Origin of the sequence: Algibacter luteus (assembly GCF_030344935.1) — a bacterium.
In the GTDB taxonomy this organism is placed as follows: Bacteria; Bacteroidota; Bacteroidia; order Flavobacteriales; family Flavobacteriaceae; genus Arenitalea; species Arenitalea lutea.
In genome coordinates, this window is the sequence record NZ_CP128313.1 from 1590001 (window position 1) to 1608740 (window position 18740).

General features: G+C 36.9%; 10 protein-coding genes and 3 rRNA genes (1 of these 13 running past the window's edge). 9 read left to right on the top strand and 4 right to left on the bottom strand.

The features are described from left to right. Positions 1 to 644: ribosomal RNA gene (locus tag O5O44_RS06790) — 23S ribosomal RNA — on the top strand; it begins 2179 nt to the left of the window's first position. A 134-nt stretch (positions 645 to 778) separates the two neighbouring features. Continuing rightward, positions 779 to 886, top strand: a 5S ribosomal RNA gene (gene rrf / locus O5O44_RS06795). A 463-nt stretch (positions 887 to 1349) separates the two neighbouring features. Here rrf (O5O44_RS06795) and O5O44_RS06800 read toward each other — a convergent pair. Then, on the bottom strand, positions 1350 to 8927 hold the full coding sequence (locus O5O44_RS06800; protein ID WP_289196267.1) for a CARDB domain-containing protein: 7578 nt from the start codon (positions 8925 to 8927) through the stop codon (positions 1350 to 1352). Positions 8928 to 8938: 11 nt separating this feature from the next. Then, positions 8939 to 9994 carry a right-handed parallel beta-helix repeat-containing protein gene (locus tag O5O44_RS06805; RefSeq protein WP_289196268.1) on the bottom strand — a complete coding sequence of 352 codons (1056 nt, stop codon included), beginning with the start codon at positions 9992 to 9994 and terminating at the stop codon, positions 8939 to 8941. A 338-nt stretch (positions 9995 to 10332) separates the two neighbouring features. Here O5O44_RS06805 and O5O44_RS06810 point away from each other — a divergent pair, with 338 nt between their 5' ends. The 4 genes from O5O44_RS06810 (at position 10333) to O5O44_RS06825 (ending at position 14648) form a co-directional block, all read left to right on the top strand. Then, positions 10333 to 11085, top strand: a complete 753-nt coding sequence (locus O5O44_RS06810; protein WP_289196269.1) for a LuxR C-terminal-related transcriptional regulator — start codon at positions 10333 to 10335, stop codon at positions 11083 to 11085. Positions 11086 to 11238: 153 nt separating this feature from the next. Next, positions 11239 to 11346, top strand: a 5S ribosomal RNA gene (gene rrf, locus O5O44_RS06815). A gap of 248 nt (positions 11347 to 11594) precedes the next feature. Further along, positions 11595 to 14030, top strand: coding sequence for a helix-turn-helix domain-containing protein (locus O5O44_RS06820; protein WP_289196270.1), 2436 nt, complete (start codon positions 11595 to 11597; stop codon positions 14028 to 14030). A gap of 117 nt (positions 14031 to 14147) precedes the next feature. Then, complete coding sequence (locus O5O44_RS06825; protein WP_289196271.1) at positions 14148 to 14648, top strand: hypothetical protein; 501 nt, start codon at positions 14148 to 14150, stop codon at positions 14646 to 14648. Position 14649: 1 nt separating this feature from the next. Here O5O44_RS06825 and O5O44_RS16310 read toward each other — a convergent pair whose 3' ends face one another. Continuing rightward, positions 14650 to 14880 (bottom strand): DUF6095 family protein, encoded by a 231-nt coding sequence (locus O5O44_RS16310; protein ID WP_019388380.1) that lies wholly within the window; start codon positions 14878 to 14880, stop codon positions 14650 to 14652. Continuing rightward, complete coding sequence (gene murQ / locus O5O44_RS06830; protein WP_289196272.1) at positions 14873 to 15688, bottom strand: N-acetylmuramic acid 6-phosphate etherase; 816 nt, start codon at positions 15686 to 15688, stop codon at positions 14873 to 14875. Before murQ ends, O5O44_RS16310 begins: the two co-directional genes overlap by 8 nt. Before the next feature lie 112 nt (positions 15689 to 15800). Between murQ and O5O44_RS06835 the strand changes: the two genes are divergently transcribed. Genes O5O44_RS06835 through O5O44_RS06845 form a run of 3 tightly spaced genes read left to right on the top strand, consistent with a single transcriptional unit; the run spans position 15801 to position 18739 of the window. Then, positions 15801 to 16514, top strand: a complete 714-nt coding sequence (locus O5O44_RS06835; RefSeq protein ID WP_289196273.1) for a DUF547 domain-containing protein — start codon at positions 15801 to 15803, stop codon at positions 16512 to 16514. A gap of 2 nt (positions 16515 to 16516) precedes the next feature. Next, positions 16517 to 17464, top strand: a complete 948-nt coding sequence (locus O5O44_RS06840; protein ID WP_289196274.1) for a hypothetical protein — start codon at positions 16517 to 16519, stop codon at positions 17462 to 17464. A 12-nt stretch (positions 17465 to 17476) separates the two neighbouring features. After that, complete coding sequence (locus tag O5O44_RS06845) at positions 17477 to 18739, top strand: BamA/TamA family outer membrane protein (RefSeq protein ID WP_289196275.1); 1263 nt, start codon at positions 17477 to 17479, stop codon at positions 18737 to 18739. The last annotated feature ends 1 nt before the right edge of the window (position 18740 follow it).

The following is an 18740-nucleotide window of genomic DNA, read 5'->3' on the forward strand; positions in this document are numbered from 1 at the left end:
GTTTGACTGGGGTGGTCGCCTCCAAAAGAGTAACGGAGGCTTCTAAAGGTTCCCTCAGCACGCTTGGTAACCGTGCGTAGAGTGCAATGGCATAAGGGAGCTTGACTGAGAGACCTACAAGTCGATCAGGTACGAAAGTAGAGCATAGTGATCCGGTGGTTCCGCATGGAAGGGCCATCGCTCAAAGGATAAAAGGTACGCCGGGGATAACAGGCTGATCTCCCCCAAGAGCTCATATCGACGGGGGGGTTTGGCACCTCGATGTCGGCTCGTCACATCCTGGGGCTGGAGAAGGTCCCAAGGGTTGGGCTGTTCGCCCATTAAAGTGGCACGCGAGCTGGGTTCAGAACGTCGTGAGACAGTTCGGTCTCTATCTACAGTGGGCGTTAGAAATTTGAGTGGATCTGACTCTAGTACGAGAGGACCGAGTTGGACAAACCTCTGGTGTATCTGTTGTTCCGCCAGGAGCATTGCAGAGTAGCTACGTTTGGAAGGGATAAGCGCTGAAAGCATATAAGCGCGAAACCCACCACAAGATGAGATTTCTTTAAAGGGTCGTGGGAGATGACCACGTTGATAGGCTATAGGTGTAAAGGCAGTAATGTCATAGCCGAGTAGTACTAATAACCCATAGGCTTATTGTACGCCTGTTTTTTTATAAAGTTCAATAGAATTATTACAATCATGTTCTTATTTTCAATATGTTAAGATATTTGTTCCGATTTTAATCGGAACGCTGAAGACTAGAAGCGAAAGCCGACAGTCAGCAGCTATAACTTAAGGTGGTTATAGCGATGGGGCTCACCTCTTACCATTCCGAACAGAGAAGTTAAGCCCATTAGCGCCGATGGTACTACATTTGTGGGAGAGTAGGTCGTTGCCTTTTTTGAAAGCCCTTCATGGAAACATGGAGGGTTTTTTTGTGCTTTAAATCGAAATAGTATTGAAAAGCAAACCATCGGTGCCGATGGTACTACATTAGGGGAGCTTAGAATAGTTGCCTTTTATGGATCCCAATTCTTATTCTAGAATCGGGATTTTTTTTGATCTAAACTCAAAACATACCAAAACGGTATTAATGGCAAGCGGGAAGTTAAAACAGACTTGCGGGAGCGATAGTAACGGCATCCTTTGTGCGGAGCTTTAGGTTTAGAGATTTTTGATTTTAGAAAAAAGTGAATTGATTGGTAGGATCCTGAGAGCTGCTAAACTTATTGTTACCAGAATAACTAATTATCCATTTTGATATTACCAGCCATTATATTGATTTAATTCTGAGTAAATTCATCAAAAATAGAAAATTCCAACTCTATTAAAGAGTTGGAATTCTTTGCATTTTGATGTCTAATTTAATACTTCACAAGTTTAAATGTTTTAATGCCATTAATATGCACTATCCTAACCATGTAAACCCCACTTTCAAGATTTGTCCCGAAGGAATAAACTTTATTTCCATTAAATTGGTTATTATGCACCAGCCTATTATTAACGTCGAAAACAAAAATGTCTGTATTACCAAGTTCCTTTTGTGATATCAATCTTAGGTTGAAATTCGTCTCACTTGGGCTAGGCCAATAATCAACTGTAAACGTGGAGCCAGATGATTCATCATTCTTAGAAACACTTTCTTTGGCTTTGGCTTTTCCTTTTTGATGAACCATAATTGAGCCACCAGAAATGGCTAATGTGGCATCTGCGTTATCATCGTCACCTAATTGGTTGTCGTACACCACAATTTCTGTAATGGCATCCCAAATTTTAATTCTGAAGGTATCGTCTCCTCCCTTCTTGGATTCATCCTTAGCCGAAAGAATGAATTTATAATACCCTTCGTTATTAATGGTTCCAGAACCTTTAAACATAGCTTTTGTTCCTGCAACAATTAACCATTCATAAACTGAACTTTTAAAATTGAGATTACCTGCATGGAATTGAAATTCTGTATGCCCATCAGGAATACTTTTTCCTTTTTTATATTTGGAAACAAAGCCAAAATTTGCCTTACCCGTTAGTGTTGGGTCTGGAACATAAGCACCTAATGGTGAATCTATCCAACCTCCGCCGGTTACAAATCCACCACTAGAATCATAAATCACAACATATTTGAAAAATTCTGTTGTTTCAGCATCACAAATATCTATTATGGTTAACATGACTTCATAAACTCCTGGATTTTGATAGGTATGATTACCAAAAATTGTAGATTGGGAAATCGTTCCGTTTGATGTTGAACCATCACCCCAATCCCATGTAGCAGATACAATTTCATCACCTAAGTAATTAGCTACGGCACTAATATTAGATCCCATAGGAAAAGGATCGGCAGGTAAATTAATTGACGTGATGATTAGTTCATCACATTCAGTATCGTCACAAATATCTCCTATACCATTATTATCACTGTCGGTCTGGTCGGGATTTGGGTTATCAGGGCAATTATCATTAGAATCACAAACACCGTCATTGTCGGAATCTCCCGTGGTATCATCTCCATCACACAAATCGCAGCCATCGGGGACAGCGTCACCATCAGAATCGGAAAGGTCATCAAAGCCAGGACAAATATCATCGGAGTCACAAACACCATCGCCATCTGAATCGTTAGAAGCATCAAGCGGACAAGGATCTATGTCGTCACAAACACTGTCTCCATCGGTATCTCCAGAGGCATCATCGCCGACACAAACGTCACAGCCATCAGGAACGCTATCTCCATCGGCATCGGCCAAATCATCAGAGCCCTCACAAGCATCCAAACAATTTTGAACACCATCGCCGTCGCTATCGTTGGAAACGCCATCCGAATCCACGTCCAAGGGACAAGGTGAATTGACTTCAAGGTCGTCGCAATCGTTGACCCCGTCGTTGTCGGTATCCACGGAATTGTCGCAGGAATCGCAGAAGTCCGGTATGCCGTCGCCGTCGGAATCTATACTGTCGTCCCCGCCCGGACAGATATCGTTCGAGTCGCAGACGCCATCGTTATCGGAGTCGTCTGCAGGGTCCAATGGGCAGGGGTCGCTGTCGTCACATACACCATCACCATCGTTATCGCCAGAGGCATCATCGCCAGTACAAACGTCACAGCCATCGGGGACACTGTCACCATCGGCATCGGCAAGGTCATCAAAGGCCTCACATGCATCCAAACAATTTGGAATACCATCGCCATCACTATCTTTTGAAATGCCATCAGAATCTACGTCGATTGGACAAGGTGAATTGACTTCAAGGTCATCGCAATCGTTGATCCCGTCGTTATCGGTATCCACGGAATTGTCGCAGGAATCGCAAAAGTCGGGTATGCCGTCCCCGTCGGAATCGCTGTTGTCGTCCCCGCCCGGACAAATATCATCTGAATCGCAAACACCATCGCCATCGGAATCATTTAAAAAGTCAAGCGGGCATGAGTCACATTCGTTTGGAATGCCATCATCGTCTGTATCTGCTAAATCATCACCATCAGGACAGATATCACATGTGTCGCCTACACCATCGCCATCGGCATCTACTTGATCTTGATTGAAATCATTAGGACAATTATCGCAACCATCAGGAATTGTATCGCTATCAGTATCCAAATTATCATCAAAATCAGGACAAATATCCTTGCAATCTGGAATGCTATCACCGTCACTATCAGTGTCATCGTTAACAATTTCAGCTTCTAACATTACAGAAAATCCTGTATTGTCCGTTACTGTTAAAGTATACATGCCGGCAGTTCCGGTTATTGAATTTTGAAGTGAACCATCATTCCACATATAAGAATATGGAGGTGTGCCACCTGTAACATTGGCTGTTAAACTACCATTCGTTTCACCATAACAGCTTGGAGTTGATTCTATATTGATGTTTAAATTTCCAAGTTGTAAGATTGTTTCATTATCATCATAATTGTATTCGTAAGGACTAGAATTGACGATTCTGCCTATAATGATGGTGTTTTCATCAAGGACCGACCAAGGAAATTGAATGGTAGTATTCTGTCCAGCATCAAGGGATATTGAAAATGGGCCAGCAATTTGAACCTCATTGAGGGTATTATCCGTATAGTAGAATAATACGTCGGCATCAACTTCAGCATTTCCTTCATTTTCAATTATTGCTGTAATATCGATGTTATCAGAAAGGTTTGGTGAAGAATCGGAAGCTATAAATGATGTAAACTTCAAGTTACCAGCGTCTCCCACAACAATTGCTCTTGTGGCTTCATTGTTGAGTTCGTCAGATTCATTTATAGCATCAGCGCAATCAATTTCCGCTGAAAGGATATGAGCCCCAGCTATAATTGACGAGTAGGTAGAAGTCAAGGAAATAGTATTATTCATACCTGTCAAAAGGCCATCAACATTCGAAACTGTTTCGATGAGTGTACCATCTGCATAAACACATAATTCCATTTGATCACCTGGGTTTGATGCTCCGATATTTTCATAGGTTATATCGATATTAATAGCTTCTCCAATATCTGGATTTAACTCTGAAGGATTAATGTATTGTGCTAGAATTTGCATATCTGGTAAATTTGTGACGTTGACCTCCACCGTTATGACATTATTGGTCTCATCACATTCTATATATCCATTGGACGGATCTAAAGTTGCGGTAATTGTATAAACACCTACTTGCGGAAATACAAAGGGGACAGATAAATCTGCCCGGTATGGACAATTACAATTGGACTCCAAATCGTTGATGGTTACGGTTCCCGCATTAACTGTTCCCGTTAGGCCTGGACCACTGACTTCATATAAAACATCTACAGCACTCGCATCGTAAAGCCCAAAAAGGTCAAAGCCCATTGAAAAGTAAATGGGTTTATTTATAGGCTGGATGTTATCCCAAAAATTTGTTTCTATACAAGAAGCCGTATCAAAGGCAAAATCCCAACACAAATCTCCAGAACCAGAATTGTCCAGTTCATTTCTTTCGGTGATATCATTATTGGAATCAATATTTACAGTTAGCGTTTCGGTACCCGATTGCACCGTTGGACCATCAACACTTACTGTGGTGTTGGCTCCTGGCGAAAGGATACCATTATAAGTAGCTGTTAGTACTTGGCCACCGCTAAACAGAAAATCTACATCAAATGGCCCGGTTGCCGTACCGTCACCCTTATTATAAATTTGAGCCGAATAGCTGGCCGTACCAGGAAAAACAGGATCTACACTAACATCAATTTTATCATCATCGCAATTTTCTGGATAGAAAGCTAAATTGGGAATGCACGTGGTAATGCTTTGATTAAATGTAACGAGGTTATTACTTTCATTTGATTCTGCGACATCATTATTGCTATCTACAATCAATTCAAAAGCATATGAACCGGAATTATAAGAAAATGGTTCATCAAAATTATAAATAGCTCCAGCATCCAAATTAGAGATATTCTCTGTAACGGTTTGAATTAAAGAGCCATCAAAGTAAATATTAACTATTGCAGTGAATGCCCCAGATGCTACGGTCTCTGAATTAGAAATTGAGAATGATATCAAAGACGGAGCTATTTCGGTGCACGTATTTTGACTTGGCCCTGAAATAGCCTTTAAATCTGGAAGAATTGGAGCAACTCTGATTTCGGCACAATCGTAATTATTTGCTTCCGAGCCCTCTTCAATTTCCAAATTGGCATCTGCGTATGCGCAGATTAAATACTTGCCTGTTTGGGTATATGTAATATTTGAAAATGTTGTTGTAAAGGTTTCACCAGGATTAAGTACGGGGATGGTGTCATCTGAAATGGTAGGGCTTCCTCCATTGTTGCTTATATCCAACAGGCTTGTTATTGTTGTTGCGGCACAACCTTGGTTTTTAATGGTTATGGTTCCTGAAATACTTTCTCCTATTAATATGTTGCTTTCAGAAACTGACACAGTGGTTTTTAAATCTGGTAAGCAAGGCGGTTCGATGATTTCGAACGAAGCGGATTCAGTAGTGCTTAATGTGAAATCAGTTATCGATACCTCTGCATTGTATGTACCAATTGCTTGAGACACGGGAACATTAAAGCAATAATTACCATTAGCATTGGTATATGTAGTATAACTTGCACCTGTTTCAATAATATTGATGGTGACAGTTGCTCCAGCTACAACAGGATTAGCTAGGGTTACTGCCGTATCGGTGTATATCGCATTTCCACAAATAGCAACAGTATTTCCAAAGGTATTGTAAGTTGTATTTGGATTAGTATTTGCTGTTAAAACTATATTTCCAGGAACATTAAAGTCGCCATTGGTAAATGGCCGTATGGCCGTATTGTTGGTTTCAATAGTTTCTGCTATTACATTGGTATGGTCAATACTCACCAACATCGGGTTCCAGCCTTCTGTAGGCGGGGTTGTGATCAACCAAGACACCGTTGTACTACTATTGGCAGGTAAAATAGGTATATTAATATCAGTAAAAATTGTTCCTGGTTCGGCCTGATTTTCTAAATGCACATCAAAATTTAGTGCGTCAAAATCTGAAATGTTATGTACGGTAGCAAAAACCGTTATTTCTGAACTTAAATCCGGATTTGGATTGCTAAAGGAAATATCATTAGCAAAAATCTGTAAATCGGGTAGTACAAATACATCGGGATAATTAAAAGCGCCCAAGGTTGTGGTACACGACCCATTGATAACCTGAACAGAGCTTTCCCAATTGGTGCCAGCCGGAAGTGCAGGAACGGTAACCGTGTAACGTTTACCGTCATTGGTATCCATGTCATTGAGGTCTGCTTCCGTCATGATTAGCGTGAGGTCATTAGCGTCCGTTAAACTGCCGTTGCCCTCAAAATCTAAAAGTAATCTTGGAAAAGTAGCTGGTGGTGGTCCGTTGTTAACATCGGTATACTCTACCTCAAAAGTAAATCCAGTATCGGTGGCTCCTGAAAGCGGATACACCAAAGCACTGGTATAATTTGCAGAGCTACTAAATTGTAAACTTGGATTATTAGGGTTTAGATTGCCGTCAGTATCATCGCAATCGGTACTGTTTAATACAAAACCTGGAGGTTGGGTGCATGCCAATGTGCTGTTTCCAGAATCTCCGAAGCCATCACCATCCGTATCGGCATACCAAGTAGTCAGTCCAGTCACATCAGGGTCCTCACCATCAATTAAGCCATCACAGTCATTATCCTTGCTATCGCAAATTTCTTCTGCAAATGGAAAAATGGTGTTGTCCGTATCATTGCAATCGGTATTATCTGCAACATAGCCTATAGGTTGGGTACATTGAGATAAAGCATTGTTTATATCACCAAAACCATCGCTGTCTGTATCAGCATACCAAGTTGTTGGGGCTATTAAATCTGGATCATTGTCATCCACTAAACCATCGCAATCATTGTCTAAACCATCACAGAGTTCTGGTGCACCCGGAAAAACGGTAGCCATAGTATCATCGCAATCGGTATTATCGGTAACGTAACCTACTGGTATCTCGCAATCTGAAATGGTATTGTTGGGGTCTCCAAACCCATCTTCATCCTCGTCTGCATAAAAAACAGTATTGCCTAACAAGGTAATCGTAAACGAAATACTATTGGTATTATCGTTGCCGTCATCCGCCTCTAAAGTTATAATATGCTGTGAGTTTTGGCCTGTAAGCACAGTGCCTGGGCTAGGTGTTTGAATAATTGTTGGTGTGGTGCAATTATCTGTTGCTGTTGTTAATGATGTATAATCGGGAACTATAAACTCACAATTACCATCTAAGTTTTCATCAAAGTTGCCCACTGCTGTAAGTTCGGGTGGCGTAATGTCATCAATTATTACGTTTTGCATGGATTCCACAACATTGCCCTCGCCATCATCAAATGTCCAGGTGATTTCGAAGGTGCCCTGTTCCGTATAGGTTAAAGGATCTGTGGTGGTACCTGTGATTTGGTCTGCACAGAATAACGATGTGGTGGGTGCGGTCACGGTAGCGGCACATTCCTCTACCACATCTTCCAAAACAGGAGGGTCAACATCTGTGGCACTCGTAACTTCAATTCCTAGGCCTAAATCGTATAAAGACCAAACCTCGCCTTGATTTTTAATTCGAATATAAAAATCGTGCAGGCCACAGTCGAGATCTGTTGTTTCCAAATCTACAGTATATTCATCTGGATTGCCAGTGGGGTTGAGCGTTGCAACGGTGCCAGCGCCAAAGCCAGGATCGGTATCAAAGAAATATTCCAAACTTGTTATAGGAAGAATGGTCTGATCGGGTTCAATATAAAATGTACGTTGGTCGTACAAACTCCATTTGCCATTATTGTCTTTTACACGAATATAAAGGGTATTAAAACCTTCTAAACTGGCATCTAAATTCAAGGCATACATTTGCTCCAGTTCACCAGTGTTGCCATTTACGCTTAATGGTGTTGCTACACCAATACCTGGATCGGAATTAATAAAATATTCGGCACTCATAATGTTGTTGGGGCCACCTTCATCAGGTACAATATAAAAAGCGCGCTGATCGTAAAGACTCCAATTATCATTATTATCCTTTACCCTAATGTATAGGGTGTTGAAGCCTTCTAAACTATTGTCTAAATTTATGGCATAAGCTTGGGCCAGTTCACCTGTATTGGGATCAACAGTTAAAGATGTGGCGGGCCCATTATTAATAAAGTATTCGGCACTCTCTATATTGGAGGGACTGTCATCGGGCACAATGTAAAAAGGACGTTGGTCGTAAAGACTCCATGCATTGTTGTCGTCTTTTAATCTGACATAAAGTATGTTAAACCCTTCCAGACTAGTTGGAAAGGTGATATCGAACGTTTGCTCCAAATCGCCCGAATTTGCTGCTGCGGTAATAACGGTGTTGCTGCCAAGGCCAAGGTCTGTATTAAAAAAGTATTCAATTTGGGTTACAGACTGGCTAAACCCCAACCAACTTATACCGCATATTAACCAAAGTAAAATACGCGTTTTCATAAGTTTTGGTTTTAGTTGGTTTTGCCTTTAATAGTTACCGTTAGCGGGTCGCCCTTTGGAACTGTACTACTATGGCTTTCTATTTGTAGGTATGGAATGTTTTTAGGTTGGCCCATCATGCTAAAATTATAGCCATACACTACGCCAATATCACCGCCATCAATAGCAGTACCAATGGCTGGAGAACCCGGCATTAGTGTAAAGTCTGCTGTGGCGTGGTCGATGCCCAATGCATTTGAATAAATTCCACCATTATTAACAAACATGGGGTCCGAACCTTCTATGGTATTATTGATCGTTCTAGTCCCATTGCCTGCAAAACTCATAACAATACTTGGATTATAGGTTAAACAATTATTGATTTCAAAAGAGCCTCCATTTAAAATGATGGTATTTTGACTGCTAGTTCTTCCAATGAATATGCAGTCATTGATCGTTAATGTGGTACCCGAAGAATTTGTAATTCCAATTGGCGTGCCACCTGTAGCCGTATAAGCTCTAAAAATATTATTTTCAAGGATTACGGATGCTGCGGCATCAAACTGCAAATCTCTACTAAATCCAATTGTAGTATCAAGGAATATATTATTCTTAATAATAACGTTGGTAGCGTTTACTCCTATTCTTTTGGTATTACCATTAGTAATAAAATTACCTTGAATTAATACATTATTGAAGTTTAGTGAGTTAGGACCGATATCATAATTTTGAAAATAACTTTCTTTAATAATTAAATTATTAATGGTTGCACTTGAGGATGCTGCCAATAGTTGATTAAAGTTAATCCCGTTGATGGTGGTATTGGATGCTCCTGCAGCGATAGTAATGTTTCCAAGTGTTGTTCTATAAGCAGAATTGGTTTCGTGGTGAGAGCGTCCCACCAAAGTCAGTTCCTTGTTAACGATAATATTGCCATAACTGGTTGGAGATTGCTGTATATAAATGATATGGCCATTGGAGGCGGCATCTATTGCGGCCTGCACATTGGTAAAATCTGCCGCCGCACCAGGGGTGTTGTTTACGATGTGTATGGTTTGCGCCATGAGCACAGAACTGAAGGTTAGCATAAAAATTAGGGACACTGTTTTGCAAAGAGTAAAGAGATTTTTCATAATGATGGTTATTTAATATTAGACAATACAAGTTTTACACATTAAAAAATGCTTAATCATCTTGAGAGAATTTTTTTAAATAAACAGAGCCTGTTAAGAAGTAGAATGAGTGGGGAAACGTTAGGCCCTTGTATGAATATATCGGGTTGGTTAATAGTTAGTTACAAATTACAAATTATGTTTGAAAATCAAAATAGTCCATATGCGGTATTTTGTTAATAGTCATTTTTTTAGTAATTTAACAATTAAAATATTACAAAGTTACAATGGCAATTAAGAAAGGATTAAAGGTGATGTCCGTTTGGAGATCTGGAAATCAGGTGCAACAACCGAATGACAAGACAGGTTTTCAGGAGCTCATTAATAAGATGACGGTGTTGTTTTCAATTGGGCCATTCTATTATTTTGTGATGAATATGGCCGATCTGAAAGTTGAAATGGTAAGCGATAGTGTCCAGAATGTATTAGGCATTAAACCAGAAACTTTTGATCTGCAATCTCTATTTGGTTTATACCATCCTGAAGATCTTCAAAAATTGCATGAAAAGGAAGATATTATTGGGGATTTCCTGTATAATGAGGCTACGATTGAAGGTGCTTTTTCATTCAAAGGGGTTTATTTAAAACGATTAAGACATAGGGATGGCAGCTATAAAACCATTTTACATCAGGCCATGGCACTGAATGTTTCAGACGACGGCAAAATCCAACAGTCTTTGATAATTCAAACCGATGTAACGCATTTGAATATTCCGGTTGACCATAAGGTGTCTTTGATAGCACTTGATGATGGGCCTTCCTATTACGCTATGGAAAAAGGGGCTTATTTTAATTTAAATGAAACTAAAAAAGAAACAGCTTTTACAAATAGAGAAGTAGAAATAATTAGAAAGATATCAGAAGGTTTGGATTTCAATGAGATAGGGGAACAATTGCATATTTCACCACATACGGTACGAGCGCATAAACGTAATATTTTTAAAAAATCTGGTTGTAAAAATAGTGCTGAGTTAATTACAAAATGTATACGGGAAGGTGTAATCTAACCCATAGATTTATTGTACGCCTGTTTTTATTATAAGTTCAACATAATTCAACAATTCATGTCTCTATATTTATAATACGTTAAGATATTTGTCTTTCATGGGCTATTAAGCCTAAATGAAAAAGATTCTGCATCCAAGTGCAGGACTAAAGCTTAAGGTGGCTATAGCGATGGGGTTCACCTCTTACCATTCCGAACAGAGAAGTTAAGCCCATTAGCGCCGATGGTACTACATTAGGGGAGCGTAGAGTCGTTGCCTTTTTTGAAAGCCCTTCATGGAAACATGGAGGGTTTTTTTGTGCTCTAAACTCAAGTAAATAAAAACGGTATTAAAGGTAAGCGGGAAGTTAACACAGACTTGCGGGAGTGATAGTAGTGGTTAGCTTTTGGCGAGGCGAGCATCGAGCCAAAACTTGTAACGGATAGCGCGGTTTTTGCTTTTTCTGGAAAAACCCGCCCTAAAAAACCTAGTAAATTATTATCTTCAAATTTTAAATTTTATACTTTTTAATGTCGGAAAATAAGGAACTGGAATTAGCATGGGCGTTTGTGAATAATACAAACCGATCTATCTTTTTAACGGGGAAAGCAGGGACTGGTAAAACTACGTTTCTACATCGATTAAAAATGAACAGTTTAAAACGTATGGTAGTTGTGGCGCCTACAGGAGTTGCCGCTATTAACGCTAAAGGAGTAACGATACATTCTTTTTTTCAGATGCCTTTTGGACCTATTTTGCCTGATACGGATTTGAATGCTTCTAAGGGATTTAATAGAAAATTCAGCAAAACAAAAATAAATATTATCAAGTCGATGGACCTATTGGTTATTGACGAAATTAGTATGGTTCGTGCGGATTTGTTGGATGGTATTGACAGAACGTTACGCCGTTTTAGAAATAGGAACAAGGTTTTTGGTGGTGTACAAGTGTTAATGATTGGCGATTTACAACAATTAGCACCAGTAATTAAGGAGCAGGAGTGGGATTTATTGAAACATGTTTATAGCAACGGATTCTTTTTTAGTAGTCTTGCTTTTCAGCAATGTGAAGCGGTAACTATTGAATTGAAACACATTTATAGGCAAGAGAACCCTAAATTTATTGAAATACTTAATGAGATTAGAAATAATAGATTGAGTGTTGCTGCGGCATCTGAATTGAATAAACGATATGTTCCTGATTTTACCCCTAAACCTGGTGACGGCTATATTTCGCTAACAACGCATAATAATAAAGCAGAAGCCACTAATAGGATAGAACTTGAAAAGCTAAAAACTAAAGCAGTTATTTACAATGCCGAAGTTGATGGCAAGTTTCCTGAGTATGCTTACCCAAATAAAGAAAAATTAGAATTGAAAGTTGGCGCGCAAGTTATGTTTGTGAAAAATGATAGCAGCCCGGATAAGCGTTATTTTAATGGCAAAATAGGTAAAGTAATTCATCTAGATAATGATGAAGTTGTCGTGCATTGTCCGGAAGATGATTTTAATATTAACGTCACGCCCGAAATTTGGGAGAATATAAATTATTCGGTAGATAATGAAACAAAGGCGATTACCGAAGAAAAAATAGGTAGTTATACACAAATGCCTTTGCGTTTAGCTTGGAGTATTACCATACATAAAAGTCAGGGTTTAACTTTTGAAAAGGCAATAATTGACGCACAAGGTGCTTTTGCTCATGGGCAAACATATGTCGCTTTAAGTAGGTGTAAATCTTTGGAAGGATTGGTTTTGAAGAGTGAAATTCATCCGCATCATATTATTAGTGATGTTAATGTAACAACATTTAATGAAAATGCAGAACAGAATGCACCAAATGAAACAGTTTTAGAAGATTCTAAGAAATTATTTCAATTGGATTTAATTGCTGATATTTTTAATTTTTATGAATTTTTATATCCTGTGAGTCGTATCCTGGATATTTATTATAAAAATAGAACTGTAATTGTAGGGCCTATAGAAGATGTATTTATACCAATAAAAGAGACAATTACTAATTTCTTGAAAGTAGCTAATGGTTTTAATGCACAATTAAAGCAACTAAGTACTGAAAGTGGCTTGCCTGAAAAAAATTCAGTCATTCAAGATCGTTTTAAAAAGGGAATAGGTTATTTTAAGTTTGAAACGCAAGCAAAAATTACGAGTCCTTTAAAGACTTTTGCCTTTACTACAGATAATCAAGCTGTAGGTACTGAAATTACGAAACATTTGGACGCATTCGAAGAATTATTGTCTGTTAAGCTATTATATTTTAATGGATTGGATGCTGGTTTTGAAGCATTACGAGCTTTAGAATTACGTGCTAAATCTGTGTTTATTGGAAAAGATAAGCCTAAAAAACCTAGAAAAGCAGTTATTGATGGCACAAGTAACGTTGAGTTATTTGAAAAATTAAGGATTTTAAGGAATGACATAGCCCAAGAACATGATTTGATTCACTATCAGATTTTTACTCAAAAAGCCTTATATGAAATGTGTGAAACGTTGCCAACTGACAAGAAGGCTTTGTTAAAGATTAATGGCATGGGGAAAACACGAGTTGAGAAATATGGGGCAGATATTTTGAAAGTTATAAAGACTTATTGTGATGAACATGATATTGAAACCTCGAATGAAGTTGAGATTTTTGAAGAATTAAAACCCAAAAAGAAACGAGGTGATACAAAAAAGGTGTCACTTGAGTTATTTCAATCAGGGAAATCGGTTGCAGAAATAGCAAGTGAGCGAGAACTTAATGAAAACACTATTTTTGGGCACTTGGCTAGTTTTATTCCTTCGGGTAAAATAAAAGTAACGGATTTGATGGCAACCTCAGTTTATAAAGAACTAAAGGTTATAATTCCGAAGAAAAAATTTGAAAATCTTTCTGATTTGAAACATCAATTGGATGATAAATATAGTTATGGTGAAATAAGATTGGTGTTGGAGGATTTAAGTAAATAGGAATGCTAACGGAAAGGAATTTTTATGAATTGGCCGTCTTCAATGTAAGGATTGAAAGGTGTTTAGACTAAGTTAACCACACTATAATATTCAATTAATTTAGCTAAATTAGCGTCAATGAACATTATTATACATTCTACTTTAAAATCATTACATAAGTCTCAAATTATTTTGGAGCATTTATCGAATTCTCAATTTTGCGACACGTCTGTTCCACCTTATTATTCTAGTATCGGAACTCATATTAGGCATATTTTAGACTTTTACGAGTGTATTTTTAATATGAATTCAAACAACAGGATAGATTTAACCAATAGAAGTCGAAATAAAGAGGTAGAATCAGATTGTGGTTGTGCTAAAGATTATTTAAACGCAATTGTTGAAAAGTTGAAATCGGCAACATTTAGTATGAATGAATCTGTTGTAGTGATTGATGATTTGGGATTAGGGAAAACGGAAATTGCTTATACTTATGGATCTTTATTAGCGCAAGCCAACAGTCATACCATACATCATTATGCAATAATAAATTATATATTTGATAGTTTAGGGGTTGTAATAATTGATACCGAGTTTGGTTATAACCCCACTACACCAAAAAAATCCGAATTAAATTAATTCATTTTTTATTGAACATGCTGTTCATTATAAGTTTGATGCCTTTAAACATTAAAAAGACAGCAAATGCACATATTAAACAACCTACAATTAAAAGTGGATAGTAAAGAGATGCTTCTGGTTTACTAAATGCAAAGCTAAGAAGAATTGGTCCCATGAAAAGACTCATTGCAGCGAACACAAGGGTTTTTATGCCTTTAAAAAGTATTGTTTTGTCTGTTTTGTTATCCATTGTTATAATTTTTAATTGCTAATCGAACATTTTTATACTTATTTAAAAGGGCCTCGGCTTCTTTTTGAGGGATATTAAGTTCGTTCATTATCATTTTTGTACCTCTGTCAACTAGTTTGTTATTGCTCAATTGCATGTCTACCATTTTGTTTCCTTTTACATGTCCCAATTGAATCATGGTAGATGTTGTAATCATATTTAAGACAAGTTTTTGAGCGGTACCAGCTTTCATTCTTGAGCTACCTGTAACAAATTCAGGGCCAACAACCACTTCAATAGGATATTTTGAAACTTTGGATAATGGACTGTTTTTATTGCATGTGATACAACCTGTAATGATATTGTTTGTATTGCATGCTTCTAATGCAGAAATGACATAAGGTGTGGTTCCTGACGCAGCTATTCCGACTACAACGTCATTCGGATTAATATGATATTCTTTTAAATCTTTCCAGCCTTGAGTTGTAGAATCTTCAGCAAACTCGACTGCTTTTCTAATAGCAGAATCACCTCCAGCAATAAGACCAATAACCAAATCGTGAGAAACACCAAAAGTTGGAGGACATTCGGATGCATCCAAAATCCCTAATCTTCCACTTGTACCTGCACCTATATAAAACAATCTACCATCTTGTTTTAACTTTGAAACAATTTGCTGAACCAAAGTTTCAATTTGTGGTAGTTCTTTTTCAACCGCTAAAGGAACCGATTTGTCCTCCTCATTAATACTTTTAAGTAAGTCTGAAACACTCATCTTTTCTAGATGATTATAATTAGAATCTTGTTCTGTAGTTTTCGTGAAAGACATAATCTTAAAATTTATCTGTGCAAAGGTCTTAAAATAATTCGCAAATAAATAATTTAGAATCGATATATGTAAGAATTCATTTTATTTGTCGACCTATAGCTAAATCCAATTTATGAAATCATTTTTACTTACTTCATTTCTAATAGTTTCATTAAATACATTTTCACAAAATAGTAATGCTTTTTTTAATCAAGCCGACGCGTTTTTTTCAACATATGTTAGTAACGGATTGGTAAATTATAAGGCAATTAAGAAAAACTCAGAAAGCTTAAATACATTGTTAGAGCTTTCAAATTCTATTGCTATAAGTGCTCTAGATTCAGAAACAAAGAAAGCATTTTGGATTAATTTATATAATTTGATTACAATTAAAAGTGTGATTGAAAACTATCCTATTAAATCGCCATTAGCTTTATCTGGTTTTTTTGATAATAAGAAGCATAAAGTTGGTGATGAAAACCTAACATTGAATGCTATTGAAAACGAAAAAATTAGAGCTCAATTTGATGATGCTAGAATCCATTTTGTTCTGGTTTGTGCCGGTTTGGGTTGCCCACCTATTATAAATGGTGCTTATTTTCCTAAAACTTTAAATGCACAATTGGAAGAACAAACTAGAAAAGCCCTAAACGACCCAAATTTTATTCGGTTAAACGAAAAGAGAAAAAGAGTGGCTGTTTCTGAAATATTTAAATGGTATTTAAAAGATTTTTCACCTAAAGAATCTAAACTTATTGATTACATAAATAAATACCGAGAAGAACATATACCTACCTATTATAAGATTGAGTATTACCCGTACGATTGGACACTAAATAACATTTAATTATGAATTTTTTAAATATGAGAATAGTTTTTAAAATATCAACAATAGTATTGTTGTTTAACCATAATGTTGCACTAGCGCAGATAGATGATAATCAGGCAGAAGAACCAAGAGGTTCTGTTATTCAAACACTTACGCCTTCCAAACTAATTGCTAATGGACAATATGATATTAAATGGTTTAATAATTTATATACACAAACTAAATCGGCCGATAACAGTGGGGATATAAGCAAAAAACTTCCAAGAGAAACATTTTTCACCTCTACTTTAGAGGCATATACTGGAGTTTCTGAAAATAAACGAATAAATATTGGCGTTATTTTTGAATTTAGAAGTAATGTAATTGGTAACAGAGATGCTTTAGATGTATTTAAGTTTGACGGTGATGCTAATACGGCCAGAAGTGGATTAACATCTATTGCACCTTCAATAAAATTTGTTCCATTTAGTAGCGTAAATAATTTTTCTATTCAGAGTTCTTTGGTCATTCCACTTATAGATAATGAGGTTGAAAACAATGTGTATTTTGATCAGAAAGGATTTACATGGCAAAACCGATTTTACTATGATTATACTTTTGAAGGCAATCAGTTTCAATTATTTTCAGAGCTAAACTCAGAATTTAATTTCGGTAAAAAACAAGAGTTTGGAACGAATGGAAATAGTACACAAGGCAGTTTTGCGAATAATAGTTTAAGGTTGACTCCGGGTGTCTTCTTTAGCTATTTCCCCAGTTCAAAATTTACCATCTTAGCTTTAGCGCAACATTCTCAACTCATTGATTTAGGAAATAATTTTGAACAAAATTTTACCGCAGTAGGAGGTGGGACGAAATACCAATTAACCGATACTTTAAATTTAGAAGCATTATATACCAATTTTATAAGAGGCAACGATTCTGGTCTTGGGCAAACATTTAATTTAGGAGCTAGGTTAATACTAAATTAATTATCTTGAGGCATGAGAAAAATTGTACTCATCTTGATAAGCCACTTCATGACTTTGTTGTTGTTTTCTCAAGAAACTTCTATTGCAACGCTTCATATTCGTGGATTAAAGAAAACTAAGCAAAGTTTTATTGAGAATGTAATTTCTTCTCATTCCGGTGGTGTATTGGATTTGTTGCAGTTAGATAAGGATATGACTAGGTTAAAGCGATTACCTTTAGTATCTCATGCAAGTTATCAAGTATTTGCTTCCAATGATACCAGTTATAACGTATTTATAAATATTGAAGAAAATTTCACACTTATTCCAGCAGTAAATGTATGGACCGCAACCAATCAACAATTTGCATATAAAATTGGACTATACGATTATAACTTTTTAGGTCGAGGAATTGCTTTTGGTGGATTTTATCAAAATAATGGATACGATACCTATAGTATTAATCTTAGAGCACCTTATCTATTTAACAACCGTTGGGGGATTGCAATAAACCATCAAAATTGGAGAAGTGAAGAACCACTTTATTTTAACGACGGGAGCTCTAATTATCTTTATAACAATAAGTCTATTGAAGCCCTCGCTTTGTTTGAGTTGAATTTTAATCACAAATTTCAGTTTGGAGTTAATTTATTTACGGAAAAGTATGAATATTTATCAGGGTTAACATCTGATGATATTCCTACTAAATTTGAAATAGATAAAGTTTTATTCAAATTTATTTATGATTTAGATTTCTTAGATTATAACTACCAGTATGTGAGTGGATTTAGAAGTTTATTAAGTACACAATTTGTTACAACTAGTAATTCATTTCAGGATGAATTTTATATAGCTTGGAATGACTTTTTCTTTTACAAACAAATTGGAACGCGAGGTAATTGGGCAAATAGATTAAGATTGGGTTTGTCTTCAAATAGTGAAAGTCCGTTCGCTCCTTTTTCAGTTGATAATAATTTGAATCTTAGGGGCGTTGGTAATTTAATAGATAGAGGTACCGGTGTCATAGTTTTAAATACCGAGTATCGCCATACACTTATTCAAAAAGGTTGGTTTGCAATGCAAAGTAATATATTTATTGATGCAGGTACTTGGCGTAACCCAGGTGGCGAGTTAAATGATTTTGCCAAATCTCATAATATCCGAATTTATCCTGGAGTTGGTCTACGTTTTATACATACTAAAATATTTAACGCTGTTTTTAGGATAGATTATGGTATTGGTATAACTGATAATGCTTCAAAAGGAATAGTATTTGGAATTGGACAATATTTTTAAA

Excerpts from the sequence above, each read along its gene's own strand:
- O5O44_RS06800 (WP_289196267.1), bottom strand. The coding sequence starts at position 8,927 with ATGAAAACGCGTATTTTACTTTGGTTAATATGCGGTATAAGTTGGTTG.
- O5O44_RS06805 (WP_289196268.1), bottom strand. The coding sequence starts at position 9,994 with ATGCTAACCTTCAGTTCTGTGCTCATGGCGCAAACCATACACATCGTA.
- O5O44_RS06810 (WP_289196269.1), top strand. The coding sequence starts at position 10,333 with ATGTCCGTTTGGAGATCTGGAAATCAGGTGCAACAACCGAATGACAAG.
- O5O44_RS06820 (WP_289196270.1), top strand. The coding sequence starts at position 11,595 with ATGTCGGAAAATAAGGAACTGGAATTAGCATGGGCGTTTGTGAATAAT.
- O5O44_RS06825 (WP_289196271.1), top strand. The coding sequence starts at position 14,148 with ATGAACATTATTATACATTCTACTTTAAAATCATTACATAAGTCTCAA.
- O5O44_RS16310 (WP_019388380.1), bottom strand. The coding sequence starts at position 14,880 with ATGGATAACAAAACAGACAAAACAATACTTTTTAAAGGCATAAAAACC.
- murQ (WP_289196272.1), bottom strand. The coding sequence starts at position 15,688 with ATGTCTTTCACGAAAACTACAGAACAAGATTCTAATTATAATCATCTA.
- O5O44_RS06835 (WP_289196273.1), top strand. The coding sequence starts at position 15,801 with ATGAAATCATTTTTACTTACTTCATTTCTAATAGTTTCATTAAATACA.
- O5O44_RS06840 (WP_289196274.1), top strand. The coding sequence starts at position 16,517 with ATGAATTTTTTAAATATGAGAATAGTTTTTAAAATATCAACAATAGTA.
- O5O44_RS06845 (WP_289196275.1), top strand. The coding sequence starts at position 17,477 with ATGAGAAAAATTGTACTCATCTTGATAAGCCACTTCATGACTTTGTTG.